General features: G+C 68.4%; 20 protein-coding genes. 16 read left to right on the forward strand and 4 right to left on the reverse strand.

Going from position 1 to position 17,981, the window contains the following annotated elements:
* The first annotated feature begins 4 nt into the window (after positions 1–4).
* Complete coding sequence (locus tag ACLBV5_RS11290) at positions 5–508, forward strand: type III secretion system chaperone family protein (protein WP_025976247.1); 504 nt, start codon at positions 5–7, stop codon at positions 506–508.
* Positions 508–1,311 (forward strand): pyrroline-5-carboxylate reductase family protein, encoded by an 804-nt coding sequence (locus ACLBV5_RS11295; RefSeq protein ID WP_447605742.1) that lies wholly within the window; start codon positions 508–510, stop codon positions 1,309–1,311. Before ACLBV5_RS11290 ends, ACLBV5_RS11295 begins: the two co-directional genes overlap by 1 nt.
* Positions 1,312–1,453: 142 nt before the next feature.
* On the opposite strand, the gene ACLBV5_RS11300 is transcribed toward ACLBV5_RS11295, so the two are convergent.
* From ACLBV5_RS11300 to ACLBV5_RS11310, 3 genes are all read right to left on the reverse strand, one after another.
* Positions 1,454–1,945: a hypothetical protein gene (locus tag ACLBV5_RS11300; protein ID WP_447605743.1), complete on the reverse strand. Its 492-nt coding sequence runs from the start codon at positions 1,943–1,945 to the stop codon at positions 1,454–1,456.
* Between the two features lie 88 nt (positions 1,946–2,033).
* A complete protein-coding gene (locus tag ACLBV5_RS11305) occupies positions 2,034–3,392 on the reverse strand; it encodes an ATP-binding protein (protein ID WP_447605744.1) in 1,359 nt (452 codons plus the stop codon).
* A gap of 10 nt (positions 3,393–3,402) precedes the next feature.
* Positions 3,403–4,134 carry a response regulator gene (locus tag ACLBV5_RS11310; protein ID WP_201105654.1) on the reverse strand — a complete coding sequence of 244 codons (732 nt, stop codon included), beginning with the start codon at positions 4,132–4,134 and terminating at the stop codon, positions 3,403–3,405.
* 88 nt (positions 4,135–4,222) lie between these two features.
* Between ACLBV5_RS11310 and ACLBV5_RS11315 the strand changes: the two genes are divergently transcribed.
* The 4 genes from ACLBV5_RS11315 to ACLBV5_RS11330 all read left to right on the forward strand — a co-directional run bounded on the left by ACLBV5_RS11315 (position 4,223) and on the right by ACLBV5_RS11330 (position 8,013).
* Positions 4,223–5,101 carry a branched-chain amino acid aminotransferase gene (locus ACLBV5_RS11315; RefSeq protein ID WP_447605745.1) on the forward strand — a complete coding sequence of 293 codons (879 nt, stop codon included), beginning with the start codon at positions 4,223–4,225 and terminating at the stop codon, positions 5,099–5,101.
* A gap of 341 nt (positions 5,102–5,442) precedes the next feature.
* A complete protein-coding gene (locus tag ACLBV5_RS11320; protein WP_447605746.1) occupies positions 5,443–6,714 on the forward strand; it encodes a NupC/NupG family nucleoside CNT transporter in 1,272 nt (423 codons plus the stop codon).
* 35 nt (positions 6,715–6,749) lie between these two features.
* The gene (locus tag ACLBV5_RS11325) at positions 6,750–7,367 is read left to right on the forward strand and encodes a glutathione S-transferase family protein (RefSeq protein ID WP_447605747.1); all 618 of its coding nucleotides are present in this window, start codon (positions 6,750–6,752) and stop codon (positions 7,365–7,367) included.
* Between the two features lie 7 nt (positions 7,368–7,374).
* A complete protein-coding gene (locus tag ACLBV5_RS11330) occupies positions 7,375–8,013 on the forward strand; it encodes a YoaK family protein (protein WP_198935266.1) in 639 nt (212 codons plus the stop codon).
* On the opposite strand, the gene ACLBV5_RS11335 is transcribed toward ACLBV5_RS11330, so the two are convergent.
* Entirely contained in the window at positions 7,997–8,431 is a 435-nt protein-coding gene (locus tag ACLBV5_RS11335; protein ID WP_003163540.1) for a PaaI family thioesterase, read from the reverse strand. The two genes, ACLBV5_RS11330 and ACLBV5_RS11335, sit on opposite strands and share 17 nt — an antisense overlap.
* A 47-nt stretch (positions 8,432–8,478) precedes the next feature.
* On the opposite strand from ACLBV5_RS11335, the gene ACLBV5_RS11340 reads away from it, so the two are divergent.
* The 10 genes from ACLBV5_RS11340 to bla all read left to right on the forward strand — a co-directional run bounded on the left by ACLBV5_RS11340 (position 8,479) and on the right by bla (position 17,939).
* Positions 8,479–8,799, forward strand: a complete 321-nt coding sequence (locus tag ACLBV5_RS11340; protein WP_046651625.1) for a DUF3253 domain-containing protein — start codon at positions 8,479–8,481, stop codon at positions 8,797–8,799.
* A complete protein-coding gene (locus tag ACLBV5_RS11345; protein WP_447605748.1) occupies positions 8,783–9,388 on the forward strand; it encodes a uracil-DNA glycosylase family protein in 606 nt (201 codons plus the stop codon). Before ACLBV5_RS11340 ends, ACLBV5_RS11345 begins: the two co-directional genes overlap by 17 nt.
* Positions 9,389–9,420: 32 nt before the next feature.
* On the forward strand, positions 9,421–10,428 hold the full coding sequence (locus ACLBV5_RS11350; protein WP_447605749.1) for an alpha/beta fold hydrolase: 1,008 nt from the start codon (positions 9,421–9,423) through the stop codon (positions 10,426–10,428).
* A gap of 143 nt (positions 10,429–10,571) precedes the next feature.
* The gene (locus tag ACLBV5_RS11355) at positions 10,572–11,660 is read left to right on the forward strand and encodes a Glu/Leu/Phe/Val family dehydrogenase (protein WP_128719670.1); all 1,089 of its coding nucleotides are present in this window, start codon (positions 10,572–10,574) and stop codon (positions 11,658–11,660) included.
* Between the two features lie 238 nt (positions 11,661–11,898).
* Positions 11,899–13,539 carry a flagellar basal-body MS-ring/collar protein FliF gene (gene fliF, locus ACLBV5_RS11360; RefSeq protein WP_447605750.1) on the forward strand — a complete coding sequence of 547 codons (1,641 nt, stop codon included), beginning with the start codon at positions 11,899–11,901 and terminating at the stop codon, positions 13,537–13,539.
* Positions 13,539–14,576, forward strand: coding sequence for a flagellar motor switch protein FliG (gene fliG / locus ACLBV5_RS11365; protein WP_025976597.1), 1,038 nt, complete (start codon positions 13,539–13,541; stop codon positions 14,574–14,576). The genes fliF and fliG overlap by 1 nt, the downstream gene beginning before the upstream one ends.
* A 1-nt stretch (position 14,577) precedes the next feature.
* Positions 14,578–15,252, forward strand: a complete 675-nt coding sequence (locus tag ACLBV5_RS11370) for a flagellar assembly protein FlbE (RefSeq protein ID WP_025976596.1) — start codon at positions 14,578–14,580, stop codon at positions 15,250–15,252.
* Positions 15,252–15,584, forward strand: coding sequence for a flagellar motor switch protein FliN (gene fliN, locus ACLBV5_RS11375; RefSeq protein WP_004370801.1), 333 nt, complete (start codon positions 15,252–15,254; stop codon positions 15,582–15,584). The genes ACLBV5_RS11370 and fliN overlap by 1 nt, the downstream gene beginning before the upstream one ends.
* A 41-nt stretch (positions 15,585–15,625) precedes the next feature.
* Positions 15,626–17,035: a sigma-54-dependent transcriptional regulator FlbD gene (flbD, locus tag ACLBV5_RS11380; RefSeq protein ID WP_227157597.1), complete on the forward strand. Its 1,410-nt coding sequence runs from the start codon at positions 15,626–15,628 to the stop codon at positions 17,033–17,035.
* Between the two features lie 4 nt (positions 17,036–17,039).
* Positions 17,040–17,939 (forward strand): class A beta-lactamase, encoded by a 900-nt coding sequence (gene bla, locus ACLBV5_RS11385; protein WP_447605751.1) that lies wholly within the window; start codon positions 17,040–17,042, stop codon positions 17,937–17,939.
* Positions 17,940–17,981 lie beyond the last annotated feature (42 nt).

The following is a 17,981-nucleotide window of genomic DNA, read 5'->3' on the forward strand; positions in this document are numbered from 1 at the left end:
CCTGATGGATGCTGTGAGACCCGAAGAGGTCGACCTGCCCTTTGATCCGCTGGATGTGGTCGAACACGTCCTGACGGCGGAGAACCTGCCGTTCGACCGCACGGACGAGGGCGATCTGGCCTTCGCCCTGGCCGGCGACTGGAAGGATTATGAGCTGTGGTTCGCCTGGCGGCCCGAGGGCGACTGCCTGCAACTGTGCCTGGCGCTGGACCTGCGGGTGGTGAAGACGCGCCGCGCCGCGGCCTATGAGCTGGTCTCCATGATCAACCAGCGCACCTGGCTGGGCCATTTCGAGATCTGGCCGGACGAGGGCGAGATCGTCTTCCGCCACGCCCTGGCCCTGCCGCACACCGAACGGCCGACCCTGGCGCAGGCCGCGTCCATGATCGACGCGGCGGTCGAGGCGGCGGATCGTTACTATCCGGCCTTCGACTTCATGGTGCGCGGCTCCAAGAAGCCGCAGGAGGCGATCGACGCCTGCCTGTTCGAGACGGTGGGCAACGCCTGATGAGCGGTTCCGGACGTCCGGTCGTGCTGCAAGGCGTAGGGCGCCTGGGCTCGGCCATTCTGGAAGGCTGGCTGGCGACGGGCGCCGTCGACCCGGCCGATCTGATCATTCTGACGCCGTCGGAAAAGCCGGTCGCCGAGGCGGCGCGGGCGAAGGGCGCGCGGATCAATCCGCCGCTGGAAGCGCTGGCGGACGCCCGCGCCTTCGTCATCGGCGTCAAGCCCGCCAAATGGCTGGAAGCCGCGCAGGCGGTGCTGCCGCATCTCGCCTCTGACGCCGTGATCGTCTCGGTCATGGCCGGGGTGCGCGGCCAGACGATTGCTGACGGCTACAACGGCCGCCCGGTCGTGCGCGTCATGCCGACGACCGGCGTGGCGCAGGCGCGGGGCGTGGCGACGCTGTGGTCGTCTGATGCCGACGCCCTGAAGGTCGGACAGACCCTGTTCGAGCCGATCGCGGAAACCGTCCTGCTGGACGACGAGGCGCTGATGCACGCCGCGACGGCGGTGTCCGGATGCGGTCCGGCCTATTTCTTCGCCTTCACGCGGGCTCTGGCCGAGGCGGGAGAGGCCGAGGGCCTGTCGCACGAGGCCGCCGCCCGTCTGGCGCGCGCCACCCTGCGTTCAGCCGCGGCGGGCGCGGAGGGCGACGAGGCGCTGAACGCCCTGATCGACCGCGTGGCCTCGCCAGGCGGCGTGACCGAAGCCGGCCTGATCGCCCTCAATGAAAACGGCGCCCTCGACCGATCGGTCGAAAGCGCCGTGAAGGCGGCGGTCGCCAAGTCCACTGAACTCAGCGGCTGATCGGTTTTTCCTCCCCATGAAATGGGGAGGTGGATCGGCGGCGCAGCCGACGAGACGGAGGGGCTGCTTGGCTCCGCTGGCGTAAGCCCCTCCACCACTTCGTGGTCCCCCCTCCCCATGACAGGGGGAGGAAAGAGCCGCCTCACCGCGTGACGAAACGCCCGTCGGCCAGGTTGCGGGCCAGGCGGTCATAGGCGCGCTGGGCGTCGCTCCAGGTCGTAGAACCGCGCGCGTCGGCCAGGGTCGGGGTGTAGTAGTTGAACTTGACCGGCTGAACCTCGCCCGAAGCCGTCGTCACCGTGCCTTCGACCGCGGCGCCGCCGATCGACAGGCTGCGCATGGCGTCCAGGCCCGGCTTGTCGGACAGCTGCTGCATGGTCGGACGGTTGGGCTTCAGGTCGGTGATGACCAGTTCAAGCCGGGCGCCGTCCAGGGCGTGGCGTTCCGTCAGCACGCGCTCGACCGTGCGGGTCAGGTCGCTGACCTGCTGTTGAACATCGCGCTCGCCCAGTTCCGCAGCGGTCTTGGCGAAGTCGGGGCTGACCGTCACGACGACGGTTGAAGGTTGAGCCGCAGCCGCGCCGGAGAGGGCGAGAACGGCGGCGATCGGTGCAAGAAAAGCAATAGAACGCATAGTCAGGCTCCTGAATTCCAGGCCCCCCTGGAACACTGGACAAGATGGCGATGATTTTACGGTTCCGCTAGGGGCGCCCGGCAAGGATCTAGGGGGCGCGACGATCCGCCGGCAGTCGGATCGCGGCCTTGAGGCCGCCCAGTTCGCTGCGGCCCAGGGTGATGTCGCCGCCGTGGCTGCGCGCCACGTCGCGCGCCACCGCCAGGCCCAGACCCACGCCCTTGCGGTTCTGGTTGCGCGAGGCGTCCAGCCGCGAGAAGGGGCGGAAGGCCTCTTCGTGCATGTCTTCGGGGATGCCGGGGCCGTCGTCCTCGACGGTGATCTCCAGCCCGCCGGAGGGCAGGGGACGCGCCGACAGCCGCACATGCTCGCCATGCGAGGCGGCGTTGCCGACCAAATTGTTGATCGCCCGGCGGAAGGCCAGCGGTCGGGCCAGCATGTTCAGATCGTCGGGCGTCTCCACCTGGGCGGCGGCCCCGGCGCGGCGGGCGTCCTCGGCGGCGCGGCGCAGCATTTCAGGCACGGAGATGGTCTGGGCGGCTTCCCCGGCCTCGCCGCGCGCGAAGGCCAGGTATTCGTCGATCATATGCTCCATCTCGTCCAGATCGCCCTTCATCGCCTCGGCGCGCTTGAAGGGCGGCGCCAGGGCCAGCTCGAGGCGCAGACGGGTCAGGGGCGTGCGCAGGTCGTGGCTGACCGAGGCCAGCAGGGCTGTGCGCTGGTCGATGTGGCGCTGGATGCGCGAGCGCATGTCCAGGAAGGCGCTGGCGGCGGCCCGCACCTCGCGCGCGCCATGCGGCTTGAAACGCGGCACGCTTTCGCCCCGGCCGAAGGCCTCGGCCGCATGGGCCAGACGCTCGATAGCGCGCACCTGATTGCGGATGAACAGCACCGCCACGGCCAGCAGCAGCACCGTGGCGATCATCAGCCACAGGACGAAGATGTGGGCCTGCGTCGCCACGGCCCGCTCTCGCGGGGCGATGACGCGCAGGACGCCGTTCGCCTCCTGCACGCGGATGTCAACGTAGGCGGGGTAGCGCGTGGTGTCGAACCAGAAGGGCTGGTCCAGCCGCGAGGCCAGCGCCTTCTCCAGCGTCCTGTCGACCAGTCCCAGGGCGCCGCGCCGTTCTTCGGCGGGCAGGGAGGCTTCGGGCTGGAAGGCGATGGACAACTGCATCGACCGCTCGGCTCGCTCCGAGATCAGCGCCAGATTGCGGGCCGATGGGTCGTCGCGATAGCTCTCGGCGGCCCAGGCCACGTCGCCCGCCAGCCCTTCGGACAGGCGCGCCGTCACCGCCTGCCAGTGGGCGTCGAAGAAGGCCCAGGTCACCGCCGCCTGCATGATCAGGACAGGCAGGACGATGATCAGCAGCGAGCGGCCCCACAAGGAGGTCGGCACCCGGCGCTTGATCCAGCGCGTCCAGACGTTGAACGGCATCAGCCGCATCGGCGTCGCCTCAGTCCGGGGCCAGCATATAGCCGATGCCGCGCACGGTCTGCAGGTAGCGCGGGTTCTTGGGGTCCGCCTCCAACTTGCGGCGCAGGCGCGTGACCTGCACGTCGACAGCCCGCCCCGTCACATCGGCGGTGTCGGGCGACAGGGTCATGCGCTCCACCGGCGAATGGGCGTGGATGGCCAGGGTCTTGAGCAGTTGCGCCTCGGCTTCGGTCAGGCGCTGCAGGGCGCCGTCGCGCGTCAGCTCCAGCCGCTCCATGTCGAAGACGGCGGGGCCCATGTGGATCTCCTTGGGCGTCATCAGCTTGCCGCCGGTGCGGCGCAGGATGGCCTCGATCCGCAGCGCCAGTTCGCGCGGATCAAAGGGCTTGGACATATAGTCGTCGGCCCCGCGCGACAGGCCCTCGATCCGGTCGTCCGGGTCGCCCTTGGCCGTCAGCAGCAGCACCGGCGTCTTGGACAGGGCGGCCTGGCTGCGAATCCAGGTCGTCAGGTCGAAGCCGCTTTCGCCCGGCATCATCACGTCCAGCACGATCAGGTCGAACTCGATCAGCTCGACCATGCGGCGCGCCGCGCCCGCGTGGGCGGCGCCGGTGACGCGATAGCCCTCGCGGCTCAGGAACTCCTTGAGCAGTTCGCGGATGCGGTCGTCGTCGTCGACGACCAGGATGTGCCGTCCGCTGCCGGCGGGGGCGACGGGACCGGAACGGCCGTTGGCGCGCGGCTCGACCATGCTCATCGCCATTCTCCCTGCGAGGCGCCGTTGACGCTGGGTTGCGGCAGGCGTCTAACCGAGATCGTTGCGCAGGAGACGTACTTCAATGGCCTTCGTTCCTTTCGACGATCGTGACGGCTGGATCTGGTTTGACGGCGACTTCGTCCCCTGGCGGGAAGCGAAAACGCACGTCCTGACCCATGGCCTTCACTACGGCTCGTCGGTGTTCGAGGGTGAGCGTATGTATGGCGGTGAAATCTTCAAGCTCACAGCCCACAGCCAGCGCCTGAAGCGCTCCGCCGAACTGCTCGACTTCGAGATTCCCTATAGCGTGGCCGAGATCGACGCCGCCTGCAAGGAAACCTGCGCCCGCAACGGTCTGACCGACTGCTATATCCGGCCGGTCGCCTATCTGGGCGCCGAACAGCTCAGCGTCTCGTCGCTGAACAGCAAGGTCCACCTGGCTATCGCCGCCTGGGAATGGCCCAGCTATTTCGACCCTGAGGTCAAGAAGAAGGGCATCGCCCTGGAGTGGGCCAAATGGCGCCGCCCCGACCCCGCCACGGCGCCGTCTACGGCCAAGGCGGCGGGCCTGTACATGATCTGCACCATGTCCAAGACGGCGGCCGAGAAGCGCGGCTTCAACGACGCCCTGATGCTGGACTGGCGCGGCTATGTGGCCGAGGCGACCGGCGCCAACGTCTTCTTCGTTAGGGACGGCGTCCTGCACACCCCGCGCGTGGACCACATCCTGGACGGCATCACCCGCCAGACGGTGATCGAGATGGCCAAGGCGCGCGGCGTCCAAGTCGTCGTGCGCGACATCCTGCCGGAAGAACTGGGCGATTTTTCCGAATGTTTCCTGACCGGCTCGGCCGCCGAGGTGACGCCGGTGGGCCAGGTCGGCGACCATCGCTTCACGCCCGGCGAACTCTCGCTGAGCCTGATGGACGACTACGGCAAGCTGGTGCGCGGGCAGTTGTAATCAGTGGTCCCTCTCCCGGCGGGAGAGGGCTTGAGCGCACGAGAGCGCAGCGATCGTTCTGGCGCGACCCGAAGGGCGGCGCGTAGCAGCCAAAGGGTGAGGGGCTAGGGTTTCAGTCGGCGTCAGCCGTAACGCGACGGCTTTCCGCCGACTTCAGCGGCGAACCCTCACCCTTTCGCCTGTTCCAATCGCTTCGCTCTTGGAGGCTCAAGCCCTCTCCCATCGGGAGAGGGAAGAGTCGCGCAGTTTTCCCTATTCCCCTTGCCAGCGGCCGCCCGCTGGCGTTGATGCGCATTTGAGAAGCCGGCTCCGATAGCGCCGGTCGCGGAGCCGCTTGTTTCATGTTCAGCCTTCTGAACCTCCAGAGCCTGGTCGGGCTGTTCGTCATCGTCGTCGTCTGCTGGGCGATTTCCGAGAACCGCCGCGCCTTTCCGTGGCGGCTGGCGATCGGGGCGGTGCTGGTTCAGGCCGCGCTGGTGCTGGCGACCTTCGCCATCCCCGGCTCGCAGGTGGTGCTGGACGGCATCAATAACGCCGTCAGCGGCCTTGAGGCGGCGACCGAAGAAGGGACGCGCTTCATCTTCGGCTTCCTGGCGGGCGGGGAGCAGCCCTACGCCGTGGCCAACGAGGGCGCCCTGTTCACCTTCGCCTTCAAGGTGCTGCCGCTGATCCTGGTGATCTCGGCCCTGTCGGCTCTGCTGTGGCACTGGAAGATCCTGAAGTGGATCACCCTGGGCTTCGGCTTCCTGTTCCAGCGAACCATGGGGCTGGGCGGCGCCTCGGCGCTGGCGGTGGCGGCCAACGTCTTTCTGGGGATGATCGAGAGCCCCATCGTCATCCGCGCCTATCTGGACAAGCTGACCCGTTCGGAAGTCTTCCTGATGATGGTGGTGGGTCTGGCCACCGTCGCCGGTTCGACCATGGTGGCCTATGCGACCATCCTGTCGCCGGTGCTGACCAATGCGGCGGGCCATGTCCTGGTGGCCTCCATCGTCTCGGCGCCTGCAGGCATCCTGCTGGCCCGCGTCATCATTCCTGAAAAGCCCGGCGAGGGCGGGGCGGTGGCCGACTACAACTCGGCGCTGAAGTACGACAGCTCCGTCGACGCCATCGTCAAGGGCACGTCCGACGGCCTGATGGTGGTGCTGAACATCTCGGCCGTGTTGATCGTCTTCGTGGCCCTGGTGGCGCTGGCCAACATCATCCTGGGCGGCTTCGTCATCGCCGGAGACCCGCTGACGGTCGAGCGCATCCTGGGCTGGCTGTTCGCTCCGGTGGCCTGGCTGACCGGCGTGGAGTGGGCCGACGCCCAGAAGGCGGGCTGGCTGCTGGGGGTCAAGCTGACCCTGACCGAGTTCGTCGCCTTCATCGAACTGGGCAAGGTGCCCGCCGCCGAGATGAGCGAGCGCACCCGGATGCTGATGACCTATGCGCTGTGCGGCTTCGCCAACATCGGCTCGGTCGGGATCACCGTCAGCGGCCTGTCGGTGCTGATGCCCGAACGCCGCGAGGAGGTGCTGGGCCTGGTGTGGAAGGCGCTGTTCGCCGGCTTCCTGGCGACCCTGATGACCGCCTGCATCGTCGGGGCCTTGCCCGCCGCCGTCTTCGCCTAGTAGCGTCGCCGAGGGCAGCCGGAAAGGACCGTCTGATGAAGCTCTATGAAAGCCGCCGCGCGCCCAATCCGCGCCGCGTCCGCTGGGTCATGGCCGAGAAGGGCGTGACCGATGTCGAACAGGTCGAGATCGAGCTTCTGGCGGGCGAGCACCGCACCCCCGCCTATCGGGCCAAGTTCGGCGTGCCGCACGTTCCGGCGCTGGAGCTGGACGACGGGACCTGCCTGACCGAATCCATCGCCATCTGCCGCTATCTGGAGGCGCTGCACCCCGAGCCGAACCTGTTCGGCCGCGACGCCAAGGAGCAGGCCGTCATCGAAATGTGGATGCGTCGGTGCGAGATGTATCTGGCCAATCCGATGATGCTGAACGTGCGCTTCACCCATCCGGCCCTGGCCGCGCTTGAGGCGCCCCAGCCCCAGGTCGCCGAATACAACCGCCTGGGCGCCGAGCGCTTCATGAAGACCCTGGACCGGCATCTGGCGGAGCATGAGTTCATCGCCGCCGACCGCTTCACCATCGCCGACATCGTCGGGGCCGTGGGGCTGGATTTCGCCCGCCTGGTCAAATATCGCCCGCCCGAGGAGCTGACCCATCTGGCGCGCTGGCTGGAGACGTGCCGCACTCGTCCGGCGGCGGCGGCGGGGATGTGAGCCTGCCTTGCGGACTCTGACGGCGCCCGATCGCGGGCTGGCACTGATGCTGGCGGGGCTGGCGGGCTATGTCGACAGCCTGGGCTTTCTGCATCTGGGCGGGGTGTTCGTCTCCTTCATGAGCGGCAACACCACCCGCCTGGCCGTCAACCTGGCCGAGGGGCGGTGGCTGGCGGCGGGCGCGGTGGCGGGCGTTCTGCTGTTGTTTATCCTGGGCGCCATGCTCGGGGCCTTGGTCGCGGGCGGCGAGGGCGCGCGCTCGCGCAGCCGGGTGCTGGCGGTCGAGGCGGCGCTGCTGGCCGGGGCCGCCGTGGCGGCAGGGGCGGGGATCGCGCCCCTGGCGATCGGCCTGATGGTCCTGGCCATGGCGGTGGAGAACTCGGTCTTCCTGCGCGACGGCGAGGTCGGGGTCAGCCTGACCTATATGACCGGAACCCTGATCAAGACCGGCCACGCCCTGGCCGCGGCCGTGCGCGGCGGCGACCCCTGGGCGTTCCGGCCCTATATGGCCCTGTGGGCGGGGCTGGCCGGAGGCGCGCTGATGGGGGCGGTCGTCTACGGCCGTCTGGGGCTGACCGCCCTGTGGCCGGCGGCCGCCGTCGCCATGGCCCTGGCGCTGGGCGTACGGTTCAACCGCGCGGCGTGAACTTTCGGATCACGCCCGAGAAGGTCATCAGCAGCCGTTCGCCGGTGGTGATCTGGCCGCGCACGAAGATCAGGCTCTTGCCCGCCTTGGTCACCTGGCCGGTCGCCTCGATCAGTTCGCCCACATACGCGCCGTCGATGAAGGTGGAGTCGAGTTGCACCGTCACGCCCGAGGCGCCCTCCATCTCCTGATAGGCGATCTGGAACATGGCGATGTCGGCGAAGGTCATCAGACAGCCGCCGTGCATCCGGCCGCCGGCGTTCATGTGCTTCTGCTCGGCGCGGAAGGCGCAGCGCATGTGCCCGTCGGGATCGGGCTTGCCGTAGAAGGGCCCCACCACCACATCGAAGGTGTCGCGCAGGTCATAGGTCTGCCAACCGGCGAACTCGCCCTCGGTGACGGTGATTATCTCGGCCATGTCGGTTTTGCCTTCTTTCCGATCTCGCGGTGCAGCATATAGCGCCTATGAGCGATCCAATCGAAGCGGCCATTTTCGAAAAACTGGCCAAGGCCGACCCCAAGAACGTCGGCGGCAAGAGCATTGAACCGGCCGACGTGGCCAAGGAACTGCAGCCCGAGCAGTGGCAACGCCTGTTGCCCAAGGTGAAGGCGACTGCCCTGGGCCTGATGCGTCAGGGCAAGTTGACCATCACCAAGAAGGGCAAGGCGGTCGATCCCAACAACTTCCGCGGCGTGATCCGCCTGCGCCTGCCGACCGAGGCCGAGACGGCCGCAGCCCTGGCGGCCCTGCCGCCGGTCGAAGCTTCGGATGACGATTTCGACTGACCCAGACAACGGCCTGGACGCGCTCCTGGCCGAGATCCGTGCCTGCCGGGCGTGCCTGGGCCAGCTGCCCCACACGCCGCGCCCGGTGGTCATGGTCGCGCCCGAGACGCGCCTGTTGATCTGCGGCCAGGCGCCGGGGCGGCGGGTGCATGAAAGCGGTCTGCCCTTCACCGACCCGTCCGGCGTTCGCCTGCGCGATTGGATGGGGGTGGATGAAGCGACCTTCTACGGCGATCCGCGTCTCGGCGTGGCGGCGCAGGCCTTCTGCTTCCCCGGCACCGATCCCAAGGGCGGCGACTATCCGCCGCCGCGCCGCTGCGCCGAGTTGTGGCGGCCGCGCCTGCTGGCCGAACTGCCGAAGGTCGAACTGACTCTGCTGGTCGGCGGCTACGCCCAGGCCTGGGCTCTAGGCGCGGCGGCCAAGGCCAACATGACCGAGACGGTCCGCGCCTGGCGCGACTACGCCCCCGCCATACTGCCTCTGCCGCATCCATCGTGGCGCAATACGGCCTGGCTGAAGAAAAACCCGTGGTTCGAGGCCGAGGTTCTGCCCTACCTTCGTCAGCGGACAGCGGAGATACTGACGTGAAGATTTGGCGGGGCGGATTGGCGGCGGGCCTTATGGCTCTTTCCCTGGGCCTGAGCGCCTGCGCCACGCCGCACGTCCAGCCGCCGCTGACGCCCCCCAACGGGTTCAACGGGCCGCGCATCGAAACGGGAACCCTGGGACGCGGCGCCTTTGTGGTGCAGGACGGGGCGCGGCTGCCCTATCTGCGCTGGAGTCCGGAAGGCCAGGCGCCCTGGGCCGTCATCGTCGCCCTGCACGGTTTCAACGATCACTACGCCTCCTTCCGCTTCGCCGGGCCGTGGTGGGCGCAGCGGGGCATCGAGACCTGGGCCTATGATCAGCGCGGCTTCGGCCTGGCCCCGAACCGGGGCCAGTTCGCGGCCGAAAGCCTGACCAGTCAGGATCTGCGCACCATCGTCGCCCTGGTTCGGGCCGAGCGGCCGAACGCCCTGATCGTGGTGGCGGGCGAGAGCATGGGCGGCTCCTCGACCATCGCCGCCTTCGGATCGGAGACGCCGCCGGACGCCGATCGGGTGGTGCTGCTGGCGCCCGGCGTCTGGGGCTGGTCCAGCCAGAGCGCCTTTAATAGCGCGGGCCTGTGGACCGCCGCGCGCATGATGGGCGCCAAGCGGGTCGAGCCGCCGTCCTTCGCCGTGCGAGACATCCGCGCCTCCGACAATACGCTGGAGCTGATCCGCAACGGCCGCGACCCCCTGTCGATCCTGTCGACGCGCTTCGATTCCCTGTACGGCCTGGTCGATCTGATGGAGACGGCGACCCAGCGTCTGGGCCGTGTCGAGAAGCCGACCCTGCTGCTGTACGGCGCCCATGATCAGATCATCACCAAACGCCCCATGCACCGCGCGCTGGAGCAGGCAGGCGAGCGGTCGAACCTGACGACGGGCTATTACGCCGACGGCTGGCACATCCTGAATCGCGATCTTCAGGCCGAGACCGTGTTCGCCGATGTCGAATCCTGGCTGCGCGATCCGACACGCCCTCTGCCGTCAGGCGCGCCGGCTGTGCTGCCCGCCCTGCAGGCTGATCCCAAGGCGCGCTGAACGCAGAACCTGCGGAATGCGGACGCATTTTCCGCATGTTTCCTAGAAGCCTGGGGCGGCCGCATGGTGATGCTTGCCGTTTGGTCAGGCTGCGCGTATGTCCTTCCGCACAAAAAATACCCCAGGAAAGGCCTGTCATGGGCATGACGCTGTTTGATTCTCCTTCTTTCTCGAACCATGAAGGCGTCCACGCCTTCTATGATGAGAAAACCGGCCTGAAAGCGATTGTTGCGGTGCACTCGACCGCGCGCGGTCCGGCCGTCGGCGGCACCCGCATGTGGAACTACGCCACCGCCGCCGAGGCGCTGGAAGACGTGCTGCGCCTGTCCAAGGGCATGAGCTACAAGAACGCCGTCGCGGATCTGGAGATGGGCGGCGGCAAGTCGGTCATCATCGGCGACAGCCGCACCCAGAAGTCGCCTGAGCTGTTCCACGCCTTCGGCCGCTATCTGAACGGTCTGGGCGGTCACTACTACGCCGCCGAAGACGTCGGCACCTCGGTCGAGGACATCGCCGAAGCGCGCAAGGTCACCGAATTCGTCCTGGGCCTGAAGGACGGTCCGGAAGCCTCGGGCGATCCCAGCCCCGTCACCGCCGAGGGCGTGTTCCGCTCGAACCTGGTCGTCGCGCGTCGCCTGTTCAACCAGAACGACATGACCGGCCTGACCGTCGCCATCCAGGGCGTGGGCCACGTCGGCGCCTATCTGGCCGAGAAGCTGCACAAGGCCGGCGCCAAGCTGATCATCACCGACGTCAACCAGGCCAACCTGGAAGCCGTCGCCGCCAAGACCGGCGCCGAGATCGTCGCTCCGGACGCCATCTATGACGTCGCCGCCGACATCTACGCCCCGTGCGCCCTGGGCGCGACGCTGAACCCGCAGACGCTGGACCGTCTGAAGGTCAAGGCCGTCTGCGGCGCCGCCAACAACCAGCTGGCCACGGCCGACATCGGCGACGAACTGTTCAAGCGCGGCGTGCTGTATGCGCCGGACTACGTCATCAACGGCGGCGGCATCATCAACGTCGCCTCGGAAATGAACGCCCGTCAGACCGGCGGCGCCTATGACGCCTCTTGGGTCGAAGGCAAGCTGTCGCGCCTGATGGAGACCTTCGAGGAAATCCTCGAGCGTTCGGTCTCCGAGAACAAGCCGACCCACCTGATCGCCGACGCCATCGCTGAGGCCCGCATCCAGGCCGCCGCCGACAAGAAGGCCGCGGCCCTAAAGATCTAAAGTTTGAAGGTCTGATCGACCTTTGACCAGCTAGCCTGCCTCTCTCGGGAGGCGGGCGGGCGCCGGGGGGCGCCTGAGGGGTGCGGGCCATAAGTCCGCGCCCCTTTATCATTTTTGGGCCTGCGCCAGCGGCCCCGCCTCCCATTCTTTAACGCCTCTTAACGCCGCATTTACCATCCAGGCGGCAGTTTCTGCCTAGCGGGTTCGGTTCGTCCCGCGTGTGCAGGGGCGATGGCGCGTGGGCGGCTTCACGGAAGCTTTGAAAAGGTTCGGCATCGGACGCCTGGCCGCCATCCTGGGCGTGGCTGCGGGCGTGGCCGCCGTGCTGGTCGCCGTCATGCTGCGCGTGGGCCAGGCCCCGGACGCCTTGCTCTATTCCAACCTCGACCTGCGTGAAGCTTCCGAAATCAGCGCCGCCCTGGATCAGGCGGGCATCAAATACTCGTCCAAGGGCGACGGCTCGACCCTGTTCGTCAGCCGCGACGAAGTGGGCACGGCCCGCCTGATGCTGGCGGGCAAGGGGCTCGTGACCTCGGGCAGCGTCGGCTACGAAATCTTCGACAACCAGTCGGTGCTGGGCCAGACCGAGTTCCAGCAGAACCTGAACGAACAGCGCGCGCTGCAGGGCGAACTGGCCCGCACCATCATGTCGATGCGCGGCATCGCCTCGGCCCGCGTCCACATCACCATGCCTCGGCGCGAGATGTTCCAGGCCGCCGCCGTCGATCCGACCGCCGCCGTGGTCGTGGGCCTTTCGGGCCGTGACCTGACGTCCGACCAGGTGCGCGCGATCCGCAACGTGGTCGCCTCATCCGTCCCCAACCTGAAGCCGGACAAGGTCACCGTGACGGATCAGGCCAACCGCACCCTGGCCGCGGGCTCCGAGGAGACCGGCTTCACCTCCGCCACCGCCGACGCCGCCAAGGCCTCGACAGAGGCGCAGATGCAGGCCCGCATCAAGGACATCGTCGAGGGCGTCGTCGGCGCCGGTGCGGCGCGCGTCCAGGTCACGGCCGACATCGACCACAGCCGCTCGACCACTCAAGAGCAGAAGTTCGACCCTGACGGTCAGGTCGTCCGCTCGACCTCGACCAACGGCAGCCAGTCGCAGGACACGACCGGACAGCAGGAAGGCGCCACCGCCACCGCCAATATTCCCGGAGGCGAGGCCCCGCCCGCCAATCCCATCGGCTCGACCCGCGCCGAGAACACCGAGACGACCAACTACGAAATCTCCAACACCACCACCACGACGGTGAAGGAGCCGGGCGAGGTCAAGAAGCTGTCCGTCTCGGTCGCGGTCGACGGCAAATACACCCCGGCCGCCGACGGCAAGGGCGAGCCGACCTACGCCGCCCGCACCGCCGAGGAAGTGCAGCAGATCAAGGCCCTGGTCGCCGCCGCCGTCGGCATCGACGAGGCGCGCGGCGACAAGCTGGAAGTCGTCAACGTCCGCTTTAACCGCGAACCCTCCGTCGCCCCGGGCGAGGAAAAGGGATCGTCGCTGTTCGCCTTCGACAAGAACGACATCATGCGCGGGGTCGAGCTTCTGGTCCTGCTGGTCACGGGCCTGCTGCTGATCTTCTTCGTCCTGCGCCCGCTGCTGAAGACCGCCTCTGGACAGGGGCGCGCAGGCGTCCCGGCCCTGGTCGGGGCCAATGGAATCCCCGTCACCGCGCTGGACACCCAGCTCGTCGGCGGGACCCTGCCGGGCGGCGCGCCCATGCTGGCCGGCCCCAGCGACATGGAGCAGCGCATCGACATCGCCCGCATCGAGGGCCAGGTGAAGGCCTCCTCCATCAAGAAGGTCGCCGATTTCGTCGACAGCCACCCCGAGGAGTCCACGGCGATCCTGCGCGCCTGGATGCATGAAACCTGATGGCGGCGCGGTTGATGTCAAAAGGCGCGGCGGTCGACGACGCCAAGAAGCTGACGGGGCCTGAAAAGGCGGCCGTCGTTCTTCTGTCTCTGGGCGAAGAGCACACGGCCCTGTGGCAGCAGCTCGACGACGAAGAGATCAAGGAAGTCTCTCAGGCCATGGCCGGCCTGGGCACCGTCACCGCCGCCGTGGTTGAGGAGGTGCTGGTCGAGTTCGTCTCCGGCATCGGCGGGTCGGGCTCGCTGATGGGCTCCTACGAGCAGACCCAGCGTCTGCTGGCCTCCTTCATGCCCGGCGATCGGGTCGAAGCCCTGATGGAGGAAATCCGCGGCCCCGCCGGCCGCACCATGTGGGACAAGCTCGGCAATGTGAACGAGGCCGTGCTCGCCAACTATCTGAAGAACGAATACCCGCAGACGGTCGCGGTGGTCCTGTCCAAGATCAAGCCGGACCACGCCTCGCGGGTGCTGACGGCCCTGCCCGAGGACTTCGCCCTGGAATGCGTCCAGCGGATGCTGCGTATGGAGCCGGTGCAGCGCGACATCCTCGACAAGATCGAACAGACTTTGCGCAGCGAGTTCATGTCCAACCTGGCGCGCACGTCCAAGCGCGACAGCCATGAGCTGATGGCCGACATCTTCAACAGCTTCGACCGCCAGACCGAGGCCCGCTTCATCGGCGCGCTGGAGGAACGCAACCGCGACGCGGCCGAGCGCATCCGCGCCCTGATGTTCGTGTTCGAGGATCTCTCGCGCCTCGATCCGGGCGGTGTGCAGACCCTGCTGCGCTCGGTCGAGAAGGACCAGTTGGGGCTGGCGCTGAAGGGCGCGTCGGATTCCTTGCGCGAAATGTTCTTCTCCAACATGTCCGAGCGCGCCTCGAAAATCATGCGCGAAGACATGGAATCCATGGGGCCTGTCCGCCTCAAGGACGTCGACAACGCCCAGATGGCGATGGTCCAGGTGGCCAAGGATTTGGCGGCGCGCGGCGACATCATGCTGGCCGGCCAGGGCGGCGACGACGAGTTGATCTACTGACATGAGCGCCCTTCCTTTAAACGCCGTCCCCTTCGCCTTCGACACCGAGTTCGGGGCCGACGGCGCCGTGCTGCGCGCCTCGACCTGGCAGCCGACCAAGCGCGCCTTCGCCCCGGCCGAGGTCGAGGCCCTGGTCGCCCAGGCGCGGCTTGAGGCCCGCCAGCAGGCGTTGAACGAGGTCGAGGCCCTGCGCGCCGAAGCCCTGTCCATCGTGGCGCAGACGGTGTCTCAGGCGGCGACCGCCCTGCGCGGCGTGGCCGAGGCGCACCGGCGCGAATCCGCCGAACTGGCCTTGGCCGCCGCGCGTGTGATCGGTTCGGCCGCCTTCGAACGCTTCCCGCGCCGTCCGCTGGAGGCCGCCCTCGAGGCCCTGGGGCAGGAGATGGACGCCACGCCGCGCCTTGTCGTCCGCGCCTCGGGTCTGGACGAGGACGGCCGCGCCCAGATCGAGGCCCTGTGCGCCCAGGCGGGCTTCTCCGGGCTGGTGGTGTTCCGCGACGAACCGCATCTGCCCGCCGCCGCCTTCGCCCTGGAATGGGCCGACGGGCGCGCCGAGTTCGACCCGGCCGAGGCCGAGGCGCGCGTCGCCGCCGCCCTTAACGCCGCATTGGCCGCCGAAGCCGGCCACGCTGAGCCGCCCCTCGAAGGCGGCGCCCATGACAGGAGGGGCTTCTGATGGCCACCGACGATCTCTCGCTTGAGGAATTCGGCGAGTCCACCGCCCTCAACCTGGCCGATGACGGCGGCGAGAAGTCCGCTGTCGACCTAGCGCCGGTCTTCGACGTGCCGGTCAACATCTCCGCCGTGTTGGGCAAGGCGCACATGTCCGTCGCCCAACTGCTGAAGCTGAACAAGGGCTCGGTGCTGGAGCTGGACCGCAAGGTCGGCGAGGCCATCGACATCTTCGTCAACAACCGCCTCGTGGCGCGCGGCGAGGTCGTCGTCGTCGAGGACCGCCTGGGCGTGACCATGACGGAAATCATCAAGACCGAGGACAAGGGCGCCTGATCGGCCGCCCCGTCACGGACAGGATTTGAAGGAGTAGGGCGATGCGTCTTCTGGTGGTGGGTCGTTTAAGCGGCCAGCTGGCGACGGCGGTGAAGATGGCCATGGCGCACGGCGCCAAGGTCCAGCACGTCGAGCGCGCCGATCAGGCGACCGAGCAGCTGCGCCGGGGGCAGGGCGCCGACCTGCTGATGGTCGATTACCGCATCGACATCGCCGCCCTGATCGCCGCCAACGACGCCGAACGCATCCATGTGCCGGTCGTGGCCTGCGGCGTCGACGCCGATGCCCGCGAGGCGGCGGACGCCATCCGCGCCGGGGCCAAGGAGTTCATCCCCCTGCCGCCCGATGCGGAGTTGATCGCCGCGGTGCTGTCGGCCGTGGCCGACGATGAGCGGCCGATGATCTCGGCCGATCCGGCGATGAAGTCGGTGATCCAGCTGGCCGATCAGGTGGCGCGCTCGGAAGCCTCCATCCTGATCACCGGCGAAAGCGGCGTCGGCAAGGAGGTGATGGCCCGCTATCTGCACAGCAGCTCGCGCCGCGCCGACAAGGCGTTCATCAGCGTCAACTGCGCCGCCATCCCGGACAACCTGCTGGAATCCGAGCTGTTCGGCCACGAGAAGGGCGCCTTCACCGGCGCCGTGGCGCGCCGCATCGGCAAGTTCGAGGAGGCCGACGGGGGCACGCTTCTGCTGGATGAAATCAGCGAGATGGACGCCCGCCTTCAGGCCAAGCTGCTGCGCGCCATCCAGGAGCGGGTCATCGACCGCGTCGGCGGCTCCAAGCCCGTGCCGGTCAACATCCGCATCATCGCCACCTCCAACCGCGACCTGGCCAAGGCCGTGGCCGAGGGGACCTTCCGCGAAGACCTGCTGTATCGCCTCAACGTGGTGAACCTGCGCCTGCCCAGCTTGCGCGAGCGCCCCGGCGACATCGCCGTCCTGGCCGACCACTTCGTCAAGAAATACGCCGCCGCCAACGGCGTGCCGCCCCGCGCCATCGGCCCTGAAGCGCGGCGCGCCCTGATCGCTCACCGCTGGCCCGGCAACGTGCGCGAGCTGGAGAACGCCATGCACCGCGCGGTGTTGCTGGCGTCCGGATCCGAGATCGACGTCGACGCCATCCGCCTGCCGGACGGCCGCCCGCTGCTGGGCGGGGACGGAGCCTCGACGCCCGCCGCCTCGACCTATGACGCCGGGGTCGCCGGACAGGCGGCCCAGGCCGCCGACGCCGTGACCCGCAGCTTCGTCGGTCAGACCGTGGCCGAGATGGAGAAGACCCTGATCCTGGACACGCTCAGCCACTGTCTGGGCAACCGCACCCATGCGGCGACCATCCTGGGCATCTCCATCCGCACCCTGCGCAACAAGCTGAACGAGTACGCCGACCAGGGCACGCCGATCCCGGCGCCCCAGTCGGGCGTGGCGGCCGCCTACGGCGCGGCGGGCTGATCCGGTGCGCGCCGATCGTCGCACCCTGCTGATCGGCGCCGGCGCCCTGATGTCCGGCGGCATGGCTCTCGGCGCCTGCACGCGCGCGACGGCGCCAGCGGCGCCCGAGCCCGTCAGCATCGACCTGGACCTGTCGGCGCTGGAGGCCCGGCACGGCGGGCGCCTGGGCGTCTCGGTCCTGACCGAGGGCAAGCGCGCCGATTGGCGCGGCGACGAGCGGTTCCTTTATTGCTCGACGTTCAAGATGTATCTGGCCGCCGCGACCCTGCTGCGCGTTCAGGCCGGGCAGGAGCGGCTGGACCGGGCGATCCCGGTGACGCAGGCCGACATGATCGCCCACGCCCCGGTGACGGCGCCGGCGGTTGGTTCGACCCTGACCATCGAGCAGTTGATGAAGGGCGCGGTCGAAGTCAGCGACAACCCCGCCGCCAACATCCTGATCCGCGAAATGGGCGGACTGGACGCCTTGCGCGCCTTCTATCGCGGCATCGGCGATGAGACGACCCGCGTGGATCGGCTGGAGCCGGACCTGAACCGGGCGGACGGCGACAAGGACACCATCCAGCCCGCGCAGTCGGCCCGCAACATCGAGCGGCTGATCCTGTCGGAAGCCTCGCCGCTCGAGTCGGCTTCCAGCCGGTTGCTTCTGGAGTGGATGGTGGCGTCGCCGACCGGGCAGGCGCGCCTGAAGGCGGGCGTCCCTTCCGGCTGGACCGTCGCGCACAAGACCGGCACGGGCGGCGGCGGGCCGGTGAACGACATCGGCGTCGTCTATCCCATCGAAGGCGCTCCGATCATTATGGCCGTCTATTTCCATGCAACGCCGGACTCGACCGACGCCCAGCGCGAGGCGGTCATCGCTGACGCCGCCCGGCTGGCGCTCAAGGCGCTGGGGCATGGCTGACATGGATGAGATCTGGCGAATCCTGTCATCAGGCGGCATGAC

Source organism: Brevundimonas sp. M1A4_2e, assembly GCF_053345555.1.